General features: G+C 58.5%; 19 protein-coding genes. 12 read left to right on the forward strand and 7 right to left on the reverse strand.

The window, feature by feature from the left end; translation table 11 throughout:
- Positions 1–60: 60 nt before the first annotated feature.
- Genes HCG46_RS01990 through HCG46_RS02005 form a run of 4 tightly spaced genes read right to left on the reverse strand, consistent with a single transcriptional unit; the run spans position 61 to position 3102 of the window.
- Positions 61–792 (reverse strand): hypothetical protein, encoded by a 732-nt coding sequence (locus HCG46_RS01990; protein ID WP_168684376.1) that lies wholly within the window; start codon positions 790–792, stop codon positions 61–63.
- Positions 789–1346, reverse strand: coding sequence for a DUF6468 domain-containing protein (locus HCG46_RS01995; RefSeq protein ID WP_031269186.1), 558 nt, complete (start codon positions 1344–1346; stop codon positions 789–791). The genes HCG46_RS01990 and HCG46_RS01995 overlap by 4 nt, the downstream gene beginning before the upstream one ends.
- Positions 1343–2539 carry a flagellar motor switch protein FliM gene (gene fliM, locus HCG46_RS02000; protein ID WP_228872743.1) on the reverse strand — a complete coding sequence of 399 codons (1197 nt, stop codon included), beginning with the start codon at positions 2537–2539 and terminating at the stop codon, positions 1343–1345. The genes HCG46_RS01995 and fliM overlap by 4 nt, the downstream gene beginning before the upstream one ends.
- A gap of 50 nt (positions 2540–2589) precedes the next feature.
- Complete coding sequence (locus HCG46_RS02005) at positions 2590–3102, reverse strand: flagellar basal body-associated FliL family protein (protein WP_168684378.1); 513 nt, start codon at positions 3100–3102, stop codon at positions 2590–2592.
- Positions 3103–3384: 282 nt separating this feature from the next.
- On the opposite strand from HCG46_RS02005, the gene flgF reads away from it, so the two are divergent.
- The 7 genes from flgF to HCG46_RS02040 all read left to right on the forward strand — a co-directional run bounded on the left by flgF (position 3385) and on the right by HCG46_RS02040 (position 10757).
- Entirely contained in the window at positions 3385–4125 is a 741-nt protein-coding gene (gene flgF, locus HCG46_RS02010; protein WP_168684381.1) for a flagellar basal-body rod protein FlgF, read from the forward strand.
- A 22-nt stretch (positions 4126–4147) separates the two neighbouring features.
- Positions 4148–4930: a flagellar basal-body rod protein FlgG gene (flgG, locus tag HCG46_RS02015; RefSeq protein ID WP_023000709.1), complete on the forward strand. Its 783-nt coding sequence runs from the start codon at positions 4148–4150 to the stop codon at positions 4928–4930.
- A 17-nt stretch (positions 4931–4947) separates the two neighbouring features.
- Entirely contained in the window at positions 4948–5925 is a 978-nt protein-coding gene (gene flgA, locus HCG46_RS02020; RefSeq protein WP_023000708.1) for a flagellar basal body P-ring formation chaperone FlgA, read from the forward strand.
- A complete protein-coding gene (flgH, locus tag HCG46_RS02025; protein WP_023000707.1) occupies positions 5926–6675 on the forward strand; it encodes a flagellar basal body L-ring protein FlgH in 750 nt (249 codons plus the stop codon).
- 189 nt (positions 6676–6864) lie between these two features.
- Positions 6865–7629 (forward strand): NAD(P)H-dependent oxidoreductase, encoded by a 765-nt coding sequence (locus HCG46_RS02030; protein WP_168684384.1) that lies wholly within the window; start codon positions 6865–6867, stop codon positions 7627–7629.
- A 132-nt stretch (positions 7630–7761) separates the two neighbouring features.
- Positions 7762–8568: a lytic murein transglycosylase gene (locus HCG46_RS02035; protein WP_023000705.1), complete on the forward strand. Its 807-nt coding sequence runs from the start codon at positions 7762–7764 to the stop codon at positions 8566–8568.
- Between the two features lie 206 nt (positions 8569–8774).
- Complete coding sequence (locus tag HCG46_RS02040) at positions 8775–10757, forward strand: bifunctional 2',3'-cyclic-nucleotide 2'-phosphodiesterase/3'-nucleotidase (protein WP_209009280.1); 1983 nt, start codon at positions 8775–8777, stop codon at positions 10755–10757.
- Between the two features lie 277 nt (positions 10758–11034).
- On the opposite strand, the gene dksA is transcribed toward HCG46_RS02040, so the two are convergent.
- The 3 genes from dksA to HCG46_RS02055 form a co-directional block, all read right to left on the reverse strand.
- The gene (dksA, locus tag HCG46_RS02045; protein WP_006932683.1) at positions 11035–11451 is read right to left on the reverse strand and encodes an RNA polymerase-binding protein DksA; all 417 of its coding nucleotides are present in this window, start codon (positions 11449–11451) and stop codon (positions 11035–11037) included.
- Positions 11452–11616: 165 nt separating this feature from the next.
- The gene (locus HCG46_RS02050; protein ID WP_075284324.1) at positions 11617–12036 is read right to left on the reverse strand and encodes a flagellar assembly protein FliX; all 420 of its coding nucleotides are present in this window, start codon (positions 12034–12036) and stop codon (positions 11617–11619) included.
- A gap of 56 nt (positions 12037–12092) precedes the next feature.
- Entirely contained in the window at positions 12093–12389 is a 297-nt protein-coding gene (locus HCG46_RS02055; RefSeq protein WP_168684387.1) for a hypothetical protein, read from the reverse strand.
- Between HCG46_RS02055 and HCG46_RS02060 the strand changes: the two genes are divergently transcribed.
- From HCG46_RS02060 to HCG46_RS02080, 5 genes are all read left to right on the forward strand, one after another.
- The gene (locus tag HCG46_RS02060; RefSeq protein WP_145903591.1) at positions 12370–13494 is read left to right on the forward strand and encodes a flagellar basal body P-ring protein FlgI; all 1125 of its coding nucleotides are present in this window, start codon (positions 12370–12372) and stop codon (positions 13492–13494) included. The two genes, HCG46_RS02055 and HCG46_RS02060, sit on opposite strands and share 20 nt — an antisense overlap.
- Positions 13494–13805, forward strand: coding sequence for a rod-binding protein (locus tag HCG46_RS02065; RefSeq protein ID WP_023000700.1), 312 nt, complete (start codon positions 13494–13496; stop codon positions 13803–13805). The genes HCG46_RS02060 and HCG46_RS02065 overlap by 1 nt, the downstream gene beginning before the upstream one ends.
- A complete protein-coding gene (locus HCG46_RS02070; RefSeq protein WP_205838349.1) occupies positions 13802–14296 on the forward strand; it encodes a flagellar protein FlgN in 495 nt (164 codons plus the stop codon). The genes HCG46_RS02065 and HCG46_RS02070 overlap by 4 nt, the downstream gene beginning before the upstream one ends.
- Before the next feature lie 274 nt (positions 14297–14570).
- A complete protein-coding gene (locus tag HCG46_RS02075; protein ID WP_062488262.1) occupies positions 14571–14966 on the forward strand; it encodes a hypothetical protein in 396 nt (131 codons plus the stop codon).
- Positions 14967–15596: 630 nt separating this feature from the next.
- Positions 15597–17093, forward strand: coding sequence for a flagellin (locus HCG46_RS02080; RefSeq protein WP_168684390.1), 1497 nt, complete (start codon positions 15597–15599; stop codon positions 17091–17093).
- Positions 17094–17717: the final 624 nt, after the last annotated feature.

The raw sequence follows: 17717 nt of genomic DNA on the forward strand, positions 1-17717 counted from the left end.
TTGTTAGTCAGGTCTTGTTAACGTGCCCTTACGCGATACGCCGAAATCCGGTCTTCTCGGTCAGTTTGACGGAATTTTCGGCAAGGCCTCCGGCGCTTGCGCCTGTGCCTGCACCGGTTTTGTGTCCGCTGAGGGCAACGGAGAGGCGTTCGCGATTGCCACTGTCATGCGCTCGGCCGCTTCGGGATCCATTTTCCCGAGTATATCTGCCATCTTTCGAGGTTTCATCTGGCGCACCACCTTCAAAAGGACCGGCAGGCTCAAGCGATCGAAGATCCGGGCTGCATCTTTCGGCTTCATGCTTTCGTACATGGTCACGAGGCCGGCAATTTCGTTTTCTTCCTGCTCCTGCTTCTGTCCGACAGCTGCCTCGATGCGCTCTTCGAGCTTCTTCAGTTCATCAACGCGCTTTTGAATGCGCTCTTCGGTGGCCTGCAGAAGCTTTTCACGCAGGTCCAGCTGGCCTTCATGCTCCTGCAGCGACTCGCGCCGTCTGCCAAGACTTTCCAGAACAGCGCGCTCCGCGGCCGAACCACCGATTTCAAGACTGTCCGGAAGCACCGGCTGATCGGGCAGCCCGCCCCCCGGCGGCGGTGGCGGCGGCGGACCATCCGCGGCCATTTCAGCCGTTGGATCAGCCATGTCACCGCCGTCAGCCCCCGGCGTTTCCTGTGCGACTGCGCCATTGATGGGCAGGTTGCCGCTTTGCGGGCCCAGCGCGAAGCCAAGCAGCTTCAGGGCCAGCAGAGCGCTTGCCGAAACACCCAACAAAGGCAGCAGTCTCAAGTTCATGCAGCAGCACCGTTCCGTTTACGGAATTGTTCCAGCCGCGCGGTTGCTTCCGCCGCAGCACTGCGAATGTCGGAAGCCCGGCTGCTCCTGCGGCGCTCCGGCTCCACGGCCGGAGCTGCCTGGCCATAGCCTGCAGCCTGTTGCGCGTATTGTTGCGGTTCCGGTTGCGGCTGAGCCGCATAAGGATCGCTCCTCGTCACCGCCTCGCGCTGCGGCGCAGCCGAACGGGCCGCCTCCGCAATCTGCGAAATCCGCGTGAATACTATCTCACCTTCGCCGACTTGTTCGGCAAGAGTGTGAGACATGGTTTCCGCTTGCTTAAGACGGCTGCCAAGTGTCTTGTCAGCCTCCGCCGCGGTCGTCTTCAGACCGAGGATGGCACGCTCGGCAATTTCCGTGGCCGTCATGAGCTCCGAAATGGTCGCACGCAGCACTTCTTCGTCGGCCCGCAAGCGCTGCAGACGGCGGTTCAGCGTGAAGCAGTAGCCGATGGTAATCACCAGAAGAACCGCAACCAGTCCTTCAATGATCATTCCGAGTGGCAAAGTGCTCATTGGTCCCCCATTTCGCTTTGCATGGCGCGCTCGAAGGCGGCCAGCGTCATTTTTGGCTTGCGCAAATTCTTTGCGACACGGATGGCAATGGAATCCTCCACCTTGCCGAGCGTTCCCTCGGTCAGTGGAATGTTGCCGCATTTGATCGTCACCGGATCGGTCGGTTCCTTGTCGAAGACGAGCGTCTGGCCGACATCGAGGCTGAGCACCCGTCCGAGCGGCAGATAGGTCTCGTAAAGAACCGCATCGACCTCGACTTCCGCGGCATGAATTTCGGTCGCCAAATGGCCTTCCCAGATCGGATCCCGGCCGAATTTTTCCCCCATGAACATCTGCAGAAGCAGATCGCGGATCGGCTCCAGCGTTGCATAGGGCATCATGATTTCGACGGACCCGCCCCGGTCTTCCATGTCGATTCTGAGCTCGACGAGAATGGCGGCGTTTGCGGGCCGGGAAATCGCGGCAAAGCGCGGGTTCGTCTCAAGACGTTCCAGGTTGAAATGGACCGGAGAAAGCGGCGCGAAGGCGTGCTCGGCATCCTGAAGGATCAGCGCCACCATCTGCTGGACCAGACCGGTCTCGATCGTGGTGTAGGGCCGGCCCTCGACGCGCACGGCCGATGTCCCCCGACCTCCACCAAGAAGCACGTCGATAATCGAATAGATCAGGCTGGATTCAACGGTGATCAGACCAAACCCGTCCCATTCCTCGGCCTTGAAGACACCGAGAATGGCCGGCAGCGGGATGGAATTCAGGTAGTCGCCGAAACGAACCGAGCTGATGGAATCGAGCGACACTTCCACGTTGTCGGACGTGAAGTTGCGCAAGGACGTGGTCGTCAGACGCACGAGACGGTCGAACACGATTTCGAGCATCGGCAGACGCTCGTAGGATACCATTGCCGAGTTGATCAGCGCGCGGATGCCGCTCTGGTCGCCAGCAATCGTGTCCTCGATGTTGAAGCCGAGGAGGTTGTCGATTTCTTCCTGGTTCAGGACACGGTCGGCACCGCGCGTGGCATTTTCAAGGTCCGGTTCGCTGTCGTCGATCATGGCTGCCCACTGGGCCGCCATGTCGTCGGAACTGCCGGCGCCCTGCTCCTCTAGAGCAGCACCCCACGCCGCGGCGAGATCTTCGTCGTCGTCGCTGCCGGCACCCTGCTCTGCAAGAGCGGCGCCCCAGGCATCGGCCATGTCCTCTTCGGACAGGTCGTCATCGTCGTCGATATCAGCCATTCACAAAGTCACTGGACAAGGATTTCCTTGAACAGCACCCCTTCAACTTTCGCCGGATAAACCGACAGATTGATCCGTCTGAGCAATTCTTCCTTCAGGCGGAACAAACCGGCAGACCCTTCCAGGTCCGCAGGGCGAAGCTCGCGCAGATAGATCTGAAACGCATCCAGGATGCGCGGCAGATACGGCTGGATCTGATCGATCATCGCACGGTTCTCGACTTCCAGGGCAATCCTGACCTTCAGATAGGTCGTGCGCCCTTCCGTCGCCAAATTCACCGTCATTTCCGGAAGGTCATAGAAGACCACCGGCTTTTGCACTTCCTGCGGCACTTCCGTCTCTCCGGGAACCGGTGCCGGTGCACTCGATCCCATCAGGAAATAATAGGCCGCCCCACCTGCGGCGAGCAGAACCACCAGACCGATGCCGCCGAACAGGATAAGCTTCTTCTTGCGGCCACCGCCACCAGCTTCAGCTCCATCCTCGCCGTCTTCTCCGGCTGCGGCGTTTTCGTCTGTCATTCCGCACTCCGATCTGCAGGCGCTCGCGCGCGCTTATTTATTACTAAAGAGTTAATGGTTAACGAATGGTTACCGAGCCATTAACGCGAGTCACCGGGCAAAAATTGCCAAGTGGTTAACTTCTGCCGGAATCTCTTGCCGCGTGCACCCGCCCCTTTTGATTTTTACCCAGATTTCCCAAGGATTTAAAAACTGGCACGCCTCGTGCATTAACCTTAACGAGCCAGCGGATCTGGGGAGATCGGCCGGCTTACTCGGGGAGCACGAAGGGAACCGTTCACTATGGAGAACGCTCAACTAGTTGCCTTATCAAGGCAATCGATCCTGCGGAACCATCTGGATGTGATCGCCAACAACATGGCGAACATCAATACGTCCGGGTTCAAGTCGCAGAATCTGCATTTTTCGGAATACGTCATGCCGGTGGCAGACGGCTCGGCTTTTGAGCCGCAGGACCGCGCCATTTCCTATGTCGACATGTTCACGACACGGACCGACTTCACGCATGGCCCGATCAAGATGACGGGTAACGAATTCGACCTGTCCCTCAACAGTGATGGTTTTTTCGCGGTCCAGATGCCGGACGGCACCGAAGCCTATACGCGCAGCGGCGCGTTCAGGCTCGACTCGACCGGCCAGCTGATCTCGGCAGACGGCAGCCCTGTCATGACCGACCAGGGTCCGATCTCCTTCAACGAACAGGATGGCCGCGTCGAGATTGCCCAGGACGGCACGATCTCCACCCGACTTGGCATTCGCGGCCGCATCAAGGTCGTCGACTTCGAAGACGTTCGGACGATGGAGAAGATCGGCAACACGATGTTCAAGGCTGATAACCCGATACCGGCCCAGGAAGTCCGCATGGTGCAGGGCGCCGTCGAAGGCTCCAACGTCTACGGCATCACGGAAGTCACGCGCCTCATCGAAGTGACGCGCGCTTACGACTCCACTTCCAAGATCGTGAAAGACCTGGATGAGTTGCGCCGGCAGGCGATCTCCACTCTCGGCAAGATTCAGGCCTAAGCGCCTTTAAGGGATCACTACCATGAAAGCACTTCATATCGCCGCGACTGGCATGAAGGCCCAGGAACTGAACGTCGAAGTCATTTCGAACAACGTCGCCAACATGCGCACGACAGGCTTCAAGAAGCAGCGGGCCGACTTTCAGGACCTGCTCTACCAGAACCTGCGTCGCATGGGCACGGAAACATCGGATTCCGGCACCATCGTGCCGACCGGTATCCAGATCGGTTCCGGCGTAAAGATCGCAGCCACCGGCCGCATCATGTCCCAGGGCTCTCTCGAGCAGACCGGCAAGGAACTGGATCTGGCCATCCGCGGCGAAGGCTTCTTCCAGATCGACATGCCGGACGGAACCACGGCCTATACCCGTGACGGTTCCTTCGAGCGCGATGCCAACGGGCAGCTGGTGACCATCGACGGCTATTCCGTCAATCCGGGCATCACCATTCCGCAAACGGTCAAGGACGTCACCATTTCCAACACCGGTGTTGTTCAGGGTGTCGACCAGGGCGGCAATACTGTTCAGCTCGGCCAGATCCAGCTTGCCCGTTTCGTCAACAAGGCTGGTCTCGAAGCCATTGGCGACAACCTCTACCTGGAAACAGACGCCAGCGGCGCACCCGATACCAGCAATCCGGGCGACGAGAGCTACGGCACGGTGCAGCAGTATTTTCTTGAAATGGCCAACGTGGATGCAGTCACGGAAATCGCCGACCTGATTTCCGCACAGCGCGCCTATGAGATGAACTCACAGATCATCCAGGCAGCCGACGAGATGTATTCCACCACCACGAACCTCCGCTAAGACCGAGGCTTGAGACGATGATGAGACATCTGCTGAAAGTCGGGTTGCTGCTGGCGGGCTTGCTGTCCCTGCCTGCCCTGGCGGACGAAAAACCCGTGCTCCGGTCGCAGGTCATGACCCTGTCGGACATCGTGACGGTAGGCGACTTCTATTCCAATGCCGGGCTGCTGGCATCCAAGCCGCTGTTCCGTTCACCGGATATGGGAACCTCCGGCAATGTGCCCGCGGATGTCGTTGCCGAACGCGCTCGCGCAGCCGGCCTCGAGACGGCCGGCACCGATGGCCTGCGAACCGTCGTCGTCTTTCGCGGGGCAACAAGGCTGAACCGGGACCAGCTTGCCGGCCTTGCCCGCAAGGCTCTGGCAGACCGCAATGCCGGCATCGATGCCGAGCGTCTGGATATCCGCTTGCTGCAGGCGCCGGATCAGGTTCTCGCCGACCCCAAGGTACACGACCCGATCCGCATCGACCGGGTAGAATGGTCCCAGTCGAACGGCCGCTTCACCATCCACGCAGCCGTCGCAGTCGAGTTCGGAACCGAGCCTCTGACCCTGACCGGCGTTGCGACGGAGATGGTCGATGTGCTGGTTCTGGTGCAGCCCGTGCGCCGGGGCGACATTGTTCGTGAAGAAGACCTGAACATCATTCGCGAAGCCCGCACCAAGGTACCGGCAGGTGCCCTCACCGAAATGGAAGACATTGTCGGCAAGCAGGCCCGCACCACCTTGCGTGCGAATTCGCCCCTGTCCCGCAATGACGTCCAGCGCCCGATCCTGATCGAACGCGGTGAGAAGATCACTGTCACCTATGTCATGCCGGGCATGAAGCTGACTTCACGGGCCCAGGCCATGGATACCGGCGCCAAGGGCGACGTGATCGACGTCATGAACCTGCAGTCGCGGCGCATCGTGCCGGCGACGATTACCTCCCGCGGCCAAGTACGCGTTCACGCCGCCAATCCGATTGTTGCAAGCTTGAACAGCGAGAAAAATTAAATGCTGAGCACCTTTCCCAGACACCTGCTGGCAAGCATCGCCCTTTCAGCCCTCGCCGCGGGGTGCGGCACTGCCGACAAACTCGCAAATGTTGGCCAGCAGCCAGCCCTGAACGCCATTCAGGATCCGACCACCACTCCGGGTTACCGGCCCGTGCAGATGCCCATGCCGGAACCGCAGCAGGCCCATTACAATCCGAATTCGCTGTGGCAGTCCGGCAGCCGCGCCTTCTTCAAGGACCAGCGCGCCAGCCAGGTTGGCGACATCCTGACGGTCGTCGTCACCATCGACGACCAGGCCGAGATCGACAACAAGACCGAGCGGAGCCGGTCTGAGTCCAGCGGTGCCGATGTTGGTGGTGCACTCGGAACGGCAATCGACACCATCTTCCTGCCGGCAAGTTCTGCCGCCAGCGACCTTGCCAACGTCAACAGCAACTCCAGCTTCTCGGGCGACGGCAGCGTTGACCGCAACGAAGTCCTGCAGACCACCGTCGCCGCCGTGGTGACCCAGGTTCTGCCGAACGGCAACATGGTGATCGAAGGCCGTCAGGAAGTTCGTGTGAACTTCGAAGTCCGCGAGCTAATCGTCGCCGGTATCGTCAGACCTGAAGACATTACGTCGGATAACCGCATCGCCAGCGAGCAGATCGCCGAAGCGCGGATCGGATATGGTGGCCGCGGCCAGATTACCGATGTCCAACAGCCACGGGTCGGCAATCAGGTGCTGGATATCCTGCTCCCCTTCTGATCCCAAACCTTTCACAGTCCCCCGGCCGAATCCGGCGACGCGTTCTAGAAGCGCCGCCGGCCCGGCTGATGACGGGCACGATGTCTCGCTCCCCGAGCATCGTGCCCGTTCTCATTTCCAGGCCGGAAAAGACCGTTTAGGGTGTGGCCCGTTACCTGATTTGTCGCTCATTCCGGAAGACCCCACCGCGTGACCACCACCCTCATCGTTCTCGCCCACCCTGCTCAGACTTCCTTCAATGCTGCCTGGGCGCGCGCAACCGAAGCCGCGTGCCTAGCTGAAGGCGATGAGGTGCTTTGGTCAGACCTCTACCAGCTTGGCTTTGATCCGGCGGAGCGCGCAGCGCACTACGCAGAGGAGATCGTCACCGAACCTTACGACGTTCTGAAAACACAGGAAGCGGCCTCGAAAACCGGAAACCTTCCGTCGGTCATTACGGAAGAAGTCGAGAAGCTGCGCCAGGCGGACCGGATCGTGTTTCATTTTCCGGTGTGGTGGTTCGCCCCACCTGCCATCCTGAAGGGCTGGTGCGAGCGCGTTCTGGCCAACGGCGGCCTGCACGATACTTCCAACCGTTTCGATACCGGCCATTTCAGGAACAAGCCGGTTCTTTTCTGCGTCACGACCGGATCCAAGGCGAGCGAAAGTGCCCACAACGGCAAGGAAGGCGACATTCAGATGCTGCTTTGGCCACTCGCCTACACACTGCGCTATCTGGGTTTCGATGTTCTGGTTCCCAGGATCGTCCACGGTGTTCACGGTTATCACAAGGGTGCGGCAAAGGAAGGCCTGGAAACACGACTTCAAAACGAGATCGAAGGCCACCGGGAGACGATCGCAAGGTTCGCAACGCTGCCGAAGATCAGCTTCAATGCCGACAGCGAATTCGACCGCGCCGGCACCCTTAGCCCGGGCGCGCCATCTCACAGCCACTTCATCCGGCACGACCCCTGATTTTGCGGCAACCGGAAAAGACGGGACCGGATTTGTCCGCCCCCACTCCTCTTTTTCCTCTATCTGCCGGATGACGCTACCGCTTTTTCGGATAGAATACCGGTAATCTTATATTGGCCCAGCGGGGATTCGATGCGCCTCCTATCTGCATTCGTCTTTGGTTTTGTTCTTCTGTCCGCCCCCTCCGCCTGGAGTGCAAGCTGCGGCAATGGCCCGGGTGGTTTTGAAGCCTGGAAACAGTCGTTCATTGCAAATTCCCAAAGCTACGGCCTCAAGAAAAGGGTCGTTGAATCGTCCCTCAAGAACGTGAAATACAACAAGAAGGTGGTCTCACTCGACCGGAACCAGAAATCCTTCAAGCTCAGCTTCAACCAGTTCTATGCAAAGCGGGTCAACAACGCGATGATCCGGCGGGGCAAGCAGCTCGGCAAGACGTACGCCCGCATCTTCCGTGGCATCGAAAAGAAATACGGCGTCCCGGCACCTGTTCTGCTGGCGATCTGGGGACTTGAAACCAACTACGGCAGCTTCTCCGGCAACATGCCGGTCCTGCAATCCCTTGCCACGCTGGCCTATGATTGCCGCCGGTCCGATTTCTTCACCGCCGAACTGGTCGCCGCACTCAAGATCGTGCAGGGCCGTGACATGCAGCCGGCCGAAATGAAGGGTGCCTGGGCCGGCGAACTCGGCCAGACCCAGTTTCTCGCCACCAGCTATGTCCGTTATGCGGTCGATTATGACCGCGACGGCCGCAAGGACCTGATCCGCTCGATCCCCGATGTGCTGGCTTCCACCGCAAATTATCTTGCCCAGAAAGGCTGGCGCCGCGGCCAGGGCTGGGGCCCGGGCACTGCCAATTACAACGTTCTAAAGCAATGGAACAAGGCCAGTGTCTACGTGGAAACGATCTCGGTCATGGCTGGCCAGATCAGCGAGTAGACCCCGCTCGACGCCCCATAAACCTGCTTGACAAAACTGACGATCCGGGCAGCAATTTGCGTCATACGGTTGTAATCCTCGCGGACCAAAACCGTGTGCCGCGGAAACATGCCGCCCGGCAGGCACCGGCAGCTGTCGGTCCGGCTCGCGCTGTTCCGCAAGGCTAAACAACACCAATCGCCGAGCGACCGAACAGGAGCCATTTCATGTCCAGGATCAAAGACTTTTCGATTTCACGGCGCACCCTTTTGATGGGCGCGGCGGCAACTGGCTTCACGGCAGCTCTGCACCCCTATTCGGTTCTGGCCAAGGAAGGTACGGCTCACCTTCGCCTGATGGAGACTACTGACCTCCATGTCCATGTTTTCCCTTACGACTATTACAGCGACAAACCTGTCGACACCGCCGGTCTCGCCCGGACAGCCACACTGATCCGCGATATACGGAACGAGGCGACAAACTCGGTTCTGGTCGACAATGGCGACTTTCTGCAAGGCAACCCGATGGGGGACTATGTCGCCTATGAACGCGGCATGAGCGAAGGCGACCTGCACCCAGTCATCAAGGGCATGAACGTCCTTGAATTCGACGCGGCAACACTCGGCAACCACGAATTCAACTACGGTCTGGACTTCATGATGAAGGTGCTGGCCGGGGCCAATTTCCCCGTCGTCTGCGCCAATCTTGTCAAGGGCAGCACACTGGCCGGCAACCCGCGAGACGACGCCCTTTTCCTGAAGCCCTACGTGATCGTTGAAAAACAGGTCACCGACGGTGCCGGCAAGTCCTATCCGATCAAGATCGGCTTCATCGGCTTCGTGCCACCGCAGATCATGAACTGGGACCGCCGCCACCTGGAAGGCAACGCCAATGCGCGTGACATTATCGAAACCGCCAAGGCCTTCGTCCCGGAAATGCGCGAACAGGGCTGCGACCTTGTAATCGCCCTCTCCCACTCGGGGATTGATGCCAACGATTATTCCGAAGGCATGGAAAACGCCTCCCTGCACCTTGCCGGCGTGGACGGGATCGACGCCGTCTTTACCGGTCACCAGCATCTGGTCTTCCCCGGTCCCCAGTATGAGGGACTGCCAGGTATCGACAGCGAGAAAGGCACGTTGTTCGGCAAGCCTGCCGCGATGGGCGGTTTCTGGGGATCGCATCTGGGCGTCATCGACCTGATGATCGAGCGCGACGGCAACGGCTGGCGTGTCGCCAATTTCATGACCGAAGCACGCCCGATCTACGAAAAAGAAGGTCGAACGGTGACACCTCTGGTGGAAAGCCAGCAGGATGTACTCGATGCGGTGAAGGAAGATCACGAGGCAACCCTTGCCTATGTCCGCCGCCCCGTCGGCAAGACGTCGGCTCCCTTGCATTCCTATTTCGCCCTCGTGGCCGACGACCCGAGCGTCCAGATCGTTTCAAAGGCGCAGATCTGGTACATCGAACAGATGCTGAAGGGTACGGAATGGGAAGGCCTGCCGGTTCTTTCCGCAGCAGCGCCTTTCAAGGCCGGCGGTCGTGGCGGCCCGGACTACTACACCGATGTTCCGGTCGGCGATGTCGCCATCAAGAACGTGGCCGATCTCTACCTGTATCCGAACACCATTCGCGCGGTCGCCATCAAGGGTAGCACGGTGAAGGAATGGCTGGAACGTTCAGCCGGAATTTTCCAGGAAGTCGAGCCGGGCAAGGCCGACCAGACACTGATCAACCCGGAGTTTCCAAGCTATAATTTCGATGTGATCGACGGTGTCACCTACCAGATAGACCTGAGCCAGCCATCGAAATACGACGCTAAAGGCGAAGTCCTCAATCCGGACGCCAGCCGCATCGTGAACCTGGAATTCAACGGCGCACCGCTTGACCCTGAAGCAACCTTCGTGGTCGCGACCAACAATTATCGTGCAGGTGGCGGCGGCAATTTCCCCGGCATCAGCGACGACGTTGTCGTTTTCATCGGCCCGGACACCAATCGCGACGTCCTGGTGCGATACATTGTCGAACAGGGCACGATCAACCCTTCGGCAGATGCCAACTGGTCCTTCAAACCGTTGCCGGATACCAGCGTCCTGTTCGAAACCGGCCCGGGTGGCACGGAACACGCCGCCTCCGTGGAAGGTGTCCGGATCGAACCGGCAGGCGACGGTGCGGATGGTTTTGCCCGTTACCGGATCACGCTTTGAACGGTCTCGACTTTCGCAAGCCTGCTTGAATGAGCAGGCTCCCCAAAAACTTATCCTGAGCAAGCGCGTAGCGCTGTCTCCAAGGATGGGCCGCTTGCTTCTGAATGAGCTGCCCAACTTTCGAGGCGGACCTGACGGTCCTCCTCAGGATGAGGCGTGCGGGCGGTCGGCATGGGAAAGCAGTCAACAGACATAAAAAAACCTTCCCACGAGGGGAAGGTCTTGAAAGTCGTTACGGATCTGCCGTCTGTGCGGCAAACCGGCCGTTTTCTGGAAATCAGTCGTCGCGATACACTTTTTCCCGACGCTCGTGGGCTTCCTGAGCCTCGATCGACAAAGTCGCGATCGGGCGCGCCTCGAGGCGCCGAAGAGAGATCGGCTCGCCGGTCTCTTCGCAATAGCCATAGCTTCCGTCTGTAATGCGTTCCAAGGCATCATCGATCTTCGAGATCAGTTTCCGCTGACGGTCCCTGGCACGAAGTTCAATGGACCGATCCGTTTCGGACGACGCACGGTCGGCAAAGTCAGGATGGTTCTGGCTTTCCTCCTGAAGATTGGCGAGGGTTTCCTTGCTTTCCTTCAGGATCTCTTCTTTCCACACAAGCAGCTTGTTCCGAAAGTACTCGCGCTGCCTGTCATTCATGAACGGCTCGTCTTCCGAGGGTCGATATTCAGACTCAATTTCAACCGTCATCGATAGCTCCGGATTACCGTTATGCCGGGCGCAATATATAGGCGGTTCCGCCAGCGGACAACGGTTCATTTGCTAAAAATGGCGTCAAGGAAAGTTTATACCTTTCAAGACGTTGCGTAAATTTTGAACACTAAGCCGACAAATTTTATCGATTTGTATGCACGCTCAATCCTGGAATCGGCCGAGCTTTGCAAGCTCGACTTTGACCCGCAATTCGATCTCCTCGAGCACCGAATCAACCTCAGGATCACCACTCGACTGGCGTTTGGAAACCTGCCTGGCGAGCAGCTCCAGCCGGTCCTCCGACACGTGTCCGGCAAGCAGATCCGCCCGCACCGACTCCAGTGTGTCCAGCAGATTGTGCCCATGCTTGGTAGCGCGGGATCGGCGCTCGGCGCGGTCGTCAACCTCCTGCAGGGCCAGCAAGGCATCCATGCCCTGAATGGACGCGCCGCCCGCGGTCTGGGAAGACTGTGAAACCTCACCCCCAAGGTCCGGTGCGAACTGGTCGCCGCTTGAAGAAACGCTTTTCTTGGCGCCTCGTCCCTGAACGCCGGAAATGGGTTTATTGCCTGTAATACGCATGATCGATCTTCCAGTCGGACTGACGGCAATTCTGGCGCATGGAGTGGCTCTGCCCGTCAGATTCTGCCGAGAAGGGTAAATGAGTCCTTGGGGGTGAGGCAATATTTGCCGACCAACAGGTACATTTCTTTAACCTCAAGCGACAGTTTTGCGTGGATATGCTTGTGATCATACCAGCAAAGAGCCCGGATTTCCGCCACTTTTATGGAAAGAACCAACGCCTTTGTAAAAAGTGGCACGGCTCTCGCATTGCGCATTTCGAATATATGTATCCCGGCAGCAAAGCCGGAAACACGATGGCGGGCCAGATCGGTAATGCGAAAAATTGGTGAAATGATCTGCGGAGGGTTCAAGCGGCTGGTACTTCTGGGTGCTGCCGCCGCCGTTGCTGCAACAACCTTGCTGGCACCGGTACACGCCGCCTCCCGTATCAAGGATATTGCCGATTTCGAAGGCATTCGCGAAAACCAGCTCATTGGTTACGGCCTTGTGGTCGGCCTGAACGGCACCGGCGACTCGCTCAACAATTCGCCTTTCACGCAGCAGAGCCTGCAGGCCATGCTCGAACGTCTCGGCGTCAACACCCGCAACATCGACCTGAACACCAACACCGTCGCGGCCGTCATGGTGACTGCCAACCTGCCGCCCTTCTCCACACAGGGTACCCGGATCGACGTCAACGTCAGCGCCCTCGGCGATTCAGAATCGCTTCAGGGCGGCACGCTTCTGGTCACACCGCTGGTCGGTGCCGATGGTGAAGTCTACGCTATCGCCCAAGGTTCGATCGCGATCGGCGGCTTTTCGGCACAGGCGGATGCCGCGTCGGTTGTTCGCGGTGTTCCCACCGCCGGACGGATCGCCAACGGCGGCCTTGTTGAACGCGAACTGGAATTCAAGCTGGCTTCGCTGACCACGCTTCGTCTCGCCCTGCGCAATCCGGATCTGACCACCGCGCGGCGCATCGCGCTCTCCGTCAACGAACTGATCGGCATGCCGACAGCCGAACCGCTTGATCCGGCAACCGTACGCATCGATCTGCCGCAGCAATATGATGGCAACATCGTCGATCTTCTGACGGACATCGAGCAGCTGATTGTTGAACCGGATCTGGCAGCCCGCATCGTCATTGACGAGAACTCCGGCATCATCGTCATGGGACAGGACGTGAAGGTTTCCATGGTCGCCGTTGCCCAGGGCAACCTGACCGTGACGATTGCCGAATCTCCGCAGGTCTCGCAGCCGCTGCCTTTCGCAAACGGCCAGACCGCCGTGGTGCCGCGTTCTGACGTCACCGTGGACGAGGAAGGTTCCAAACTCGCCATCGTTCCGCAAACCGTCACGCTGAAGCAGCTTGTTGATGGTCTGAACGCTCTCGGGATCGGTCCGCGCGACATGATCTCGATCCTGCAGGCCATCAAGGCCGCAGGTGCCCTCCAGGCCGATATCGAGGTGCTGTGATGGCCGAGCTTGTTTCACCGACATCCTTTCAACAAAGCCCGCTGGACACGCTGCGCGGCGTTGACCGGACCAACAAGACGCGGGTTCGCGAGGCCGCCGAAGAGTTTGAGGCCGTTTTCCTGAACACCATGCTCCAGAACATGTTCACCGGCCTTGAAAACGGTGGCACCTGGGGCAAAGGCCACGGGGCGGATGCCTGGCAGAGCCTTCTGGTCGACGAATATGCACGCAACATCGCCCAAACAGGCGGCATCGGCCTTGCCGACAGCGTGGAACGTGAACTGCTCGCATTGCAGGAGGGGTCAAGATGACCGCACAACCCAACGCATCCACCTTTCCATTTTCCCTTGAGCGGCCTACCAGCCAGCAGGAAGCCGAGCAGTTCTGCTCTGCCTTGTCTGGCACCATGGAAGCCCTCCTGTCCGTGATCGAAATGGAAACCGATCTGGTCAGGGCCGGTAAACTCCGGGAAGCCGGCGAACTGCAGCCCGACAAGGCCCGGCTGATCCACGAATACACCCGCGGCATGATGACAGCGAAGGAACACGCGGTCGCCCTGGGCAATCTTTCCCCGGCATCCACCCAGTCGCTGCGTCGCCAGCACAGCGAATTCCAGCCGGTTCTGCGCATCAACCTGGCGGTGCTTTCAACGGCAAGAGACGTTGCCAATAACATCGTTGCAACCGTCGCGAAGGTCGCCGGTGCCAAGAATGCCAATGCACCGATCACTTACGGACGAAACGGTTCTGCGCCAACCGGACCGCAATCCGCTCGGGGCATCGCTGTCAATCAGTCGCTCTGAGGATAGCTGACAGCTAGCAAGAACCACGCCGGGTATCCTGTAACGATGAAAAGCTCCCCGCCGGGAGCTTTTCGTGTATTTATCCCCCTCGCGAAACCTGCCCAGAGGTTTCCCCAAACGGCAGGACGGGACTGCGAGAGCGAATCAGAAACAGGCGCAACCGGATAGATCGCAGTCCTTAAAAGTCTAATCATTCCGTTAACAGACGATTCATTCCCTTACGTTATCTTTCCAGATTGATCGGGTAAAAGTTGTTAGTCACCCGGAGGAAAAGATGTTGGACACGGGATTGGCCCGGCCGCCATCGCCGACATATACGGCGATTACGCCGGTAGCGCGGGCTCCGGAGCGCAATGCTCCTTCAGTTGAGACGGACCTTCCGGTCGAAGAGACCGTAAGACCATCCACCGAGACGCAAAACGCACAGCGCAGTGCGAACAACGAGCGCGACCAGCGTTCGTTTGGCGAACGGTTTTCTTCCACGGTCGAACGCCAGAACATCATCGACCCGGAATACGACGCCCTGGTCTATGTCGCGACCAACACCGAAACCGGTCAGGTCGTCCGGCAGATACCTGCAGAGACATTGCTTCGTCTGAGGGCGTACAACGAGTCGATAGAAACCCGGCAAACCCAGCCCCAGGCAGAACCGGTTCAGCGCGTTATCTAATCAGGCGCAGCCATCCATATACCCTGCCCGCTTCCCGACGGCGCCCGGCTTTGCTTTGACCTTGGCAATCCCCTGTCTGCTCGACTTTCCCCAATCCTCTCCCGCAGGGTTGCTGCCCTCCTCCAGCGACGCCTTCAGCCTCAAACCCACACGGTCTTTCAACTGATCGCTTGCAGCCTCCTCACGCACGTTCCCTGACGCTTGCTCTATAAAGCTTGCTGGCAAACCCCACGTGCAATCGGCCCGGCGCGTCTTGCCGGCGCATCTGTCTATCGTCCTCGATTTCGGCACCTTCACCTGCCTCGTTCCGCACACGAGTTAACAAATCCGTCAGGTTTCAGACAAGTCGACCGCCTTTAGGGGAAATTTGCGCTGCCTGAGCACCTGGCAAGAGGCATTCTTCAAGCTTTCGCTGGTCCTCGTTAAGATCTTTACTCAGCTAAAATTTGTCTTTCAAAACAATATACTCAACTTTTTCTGGCAATGATTTTATGTGCTCGGCTTAGGGGGCTGTTAAGGTTAATTTACGCTAACCATCTTTGTTTAGAACTTCTTACAAGAAAGCGCCGATAGATGTCCCTCGGACCCAGGAAGGGTCCTCGTATCTTGTACTCCTAGAAAGGACACAAAATGGCCGACATTACTCTGTCGAGCGCGGTTCGCGCGAACCTCAACACCCTTCAGTCCACCGCACAGTTCATGTCGGACGTCCAGAACAAACTGGCGACCGGTAAGAAAGTGAACTCCGCTCTGGACAATCCGAACAGCTTCTTCACGGCTTCCGGCCTGACCTCCCGTGCAAACGACCTGTCCACTCTTCTGGACGACATGGGCCAGTCCACGCAGACCCTGAAGGCAGCCGACCAGGGTATTTCGAGCATCACCAAGCTCGTTGAATCTGCAAAAGCAAAGGCCAACCAGGCCCTACAGACCCAGAGCCAGTACGAGCGCAAGCAGTTTGCTGCTCAGTACAACGACCTGCTGACGCAGATCGAAGACCTGGCGAAGGACTCCGGTTATAAAGGCAAGAACCTGCTCGCAGGTGAAGGCAACGACCTGAGAACCATCTTCAACGAAGACTCCACTTCGAAGCTCGACATTGAAGCTGTTGACTACACGGACACCTCACTGTCCACCGGTCTGAACCTTTCCGACCTGGCAGAAGGCGAAGGCGCTTCCGCATCCCTGCAGCTGCAGGGCGGCAAGACCGTCATCACCCTGCAGGATTCTGGCGGTTCTGCCCTGAACACTTCCTCCACCCTGTCGGACTCCACTCTGATCTCCACGACCCAGAGCCTGTCCTTCGTCAACGACACTGCCACCAACCCGGCCGTGCTCTCCGGTGGTGTTTCCTCGACGGCTTCCGTTCAGGATCTGGTTGATGGCCTCAACGCCATTGCCGGTGTTCGTGCAGAATTCGACAACGGCACGGGCGAACTGACCATCTACTCCGATGAAGACTTCTACATCGGTGGCAACGGTTCTGCGACCACGAGCTTTGCAGGCACCCTCGTTGACGCGACTGCGTTCTCTTCGACCACGGATGCTCTGATCAACTCCGGTTCCTTCTCTGTTGGCGACACTCTGACGCTGACGGACGGCAACGGCTACGAGCTCGGCTCCTTCGAAGTTGAAGACGACAGCACGGTTGATGATCTGGAAAACTTCATCAACGACTTCAACGGCGTCTCCGCTGACTTCGACACTGGCTCTGGCCGCATCACCATCACTTCGGAAACCGACTTGTCGCTGACCAGTGACAACGACGACTTTGCAAGCTCCGGCTTCACCGCAAACACCACCGGTATCGGCATCTCGGCGATCTCCGACAGTGGCTTTGCGACGGATACGGACATCAACCGTACTGTTGACCGGTTGAACACTGCACTGTCGAACCTGAGAACGCAGGCTTCCTCCTTCGGTACCAACCTCTCCATCGTTGAAAACCGTCAGGACTTCACCAAGAACCTGATCAACACGCTGGAAGAAGGTGCAGGCAAGCTGACGCTGGCCGATACCAACGAAGAAGGTGCAAACCTGCTGGCCCTGCAGACTCGCCAGAGCCTGGCTTCTACCTCGCTGTCCTTCGCAGCACAGGCAGACCAGAACGTTCTGCGTCTCTTCTAAGCCAGACATTTCGGTTAGAACGACATTGGAAAGCGGGCCACGGCCCGCTTTTCTTGTTTCCGGATCCTCAAGCGCGTTTCCCGATCCAGCCGTTCGCGCCCGCGGAAAACTTTAAGCGCATCCATATTCGGCCCCACTCCCCAAGCTCACTCCCAAGACACGCCCCCAGCCCGAAACCTCCCCTCTTCCCGAACATCGGTTTCAAAGCCTTGCCTGATCCCAATCGTTAAGATTCTGGCTCAGGTGGATATAAACGCGGCTTGCAGCCCACGCCCATTCCTTCAAATTGCCATTGCTGCTCGGGCCCTCTCTCGACGCCAGAGCGAACATGCAAGGCCGGCGCCGCCGCCCGTGACACCTCGCATTGATTTTTTTTGAGATCGCTTGTCCCGCCAGAACCCGACGAGGACAAAACCCGCTGAACTCCGGGCTTTGCATGCCTGTCGCGGTAACCTGGCACCCTGCCCTCGCAGTAAAGATACTGGCACTTTTGGGAACCCTGCCTCGGCACTAGAAGGCAATCCTCCTGACAGTTCAGACAGGGGGCAAAACAGCGTTAACTTCCTGATAACCCTATTTTTCAAGCGCTTAACCATTGATTAAGGTTAACGCTCGATGATCGGT

Source organism: Labrenzia sp. PO1 (assembly GCF_012273635.1).
Taxonomy (GTDB): Bacteria; Pseudomonadota; Alphaproteobacteria; order Rhizobiales; family Stappiaceae; genus Roseibium; species Roseibium algicola.

What these genes read in the sequence shown, in the direction of transcription:
- HCG46_RS02060 (WP_145903591.1), top strand. Translation starts at nt 12,370, where the DNA reads ATGATCTGCGGAGGGTTCAAGCGGCTGGTACTTCTGGGTGCTGCCGCC.
- HCG46_RS01995 (WP_031269186.1), bottom strand. Translation starts at nt 1,346, where the DNA reads ATGAGCACTTTGCCACTCGGAATGATCATTGAAGGACTGGTTGCGGTT.
- HCG46_RS02065 (WP_023000700.1), top strand. Translation starts at nt 13,494, where the DNA reads ATGGCCGAGCTTGTTTCACCGACATCCTTTCAACAAAGCCCGCTGGAC.
- HCG46_RS02005 (WP_168684378.1), bottom strand. Translation starts at nt 3,102, where the DNA reads ATGACAGACGAAAACGCCGCAGCCGGAGAAGACGGCGAGGATGGAGCT.
- flgF (WP_168684381.1), top strand. Translation starts at nt 3,385, where the DNA reads ATGGAGAACGCTCAACTAGTTGCCTTATCAAGGCAATCGATCCTGCGG.
- HCG46_RS02050 (WP_075284324.1), bottom strand. Translation starts at nt 12,036, where the DNA reads ATGCGTATTACAGGCAATAAACCCATTTCCGGCGTTCAGGGACGAGGC.
- fliM (WP_228872743.1), bottom strand. Translation starts at nt 2,539, where the DNA reads ATGGCCGATGCCTGGGGCGCCGCTCTTGCAGAGCAGGGTGCCGGCAGC.
- HCG46_RS02035 (WP_023000705.1), top strand. Translation starts at nt 7,762, where the DNA reads ATGCGCCTCCTATCTGCATTCGTCTTTGGTTTTGTTCTTCTGTCCGCC.
- dksA (WP_006932683.1), bottom strand. Translation starts at nt 11,451, where the DNA reads ATGACGGTTGAAATTGAGTCTGAATATCGACCCTCGGAAGACGAGCCG.
- flgA (WP_023000708.1), top strand. Translation starts at nt 4,948, where the DNA reads ATGATGAGACATCTGCTGAAAGTCGGGTTGCTGCTGGCGGGCTTGCTG.
- flgH (WP_023000707.1), top strand. Translation starts at nt 5,926, where the DNA reads ATGCTGAGCACCTTTCCCAGACACCTGCTGGCAAGCATCGCCCTTTCA.
- HCG46_RS02040 (WP_209009280.1), top strand. Translation starts at nt 8,775, where the DNA reads ATGTCCAGGATCAAAGACTTTTCGATTTCACGGCGCACCCTTTTGATG.
- HCG46_RS01990 (WP_168684376.1), bottom strand. Translation starts at nt 792, where the DNA reads ATGAACTTGAGACTGCTGCCTTTGTTGGGTGTTTCGGCAAGCGCTCTG.
- HCG46_RS02080 (WP_168684390.1), top strand. Translation starts at nt 15,597, where the DNA reads ATGGCCGACATTACTCTGTCGAGCGCGGTTCGCGCGAACCTCAACACC.
- HCG46_RS02070 (WP_205838349.1), top strand. Translation starts at nt 13,802, where the DNA reads ATGACCGCACAACCCAACGCATCCACCTTTCCATTTTCCCTTGAGCGG.
- HCG46_RS02075 (WP_062488262.1), top strand. Translation starts at nt 14,571, where the DNA reads ATGTTGGACACGGGATTGGCCCGGCCGCCATCGCCGACATATACGGCG.
- flgG (WP_023000709.1), top strand. Translation starts at nt 4,148, where the DNA reads ATGAAAGCACTTCATATCGCCGCGACTGGCATGAAGGCCCAGGAACTG.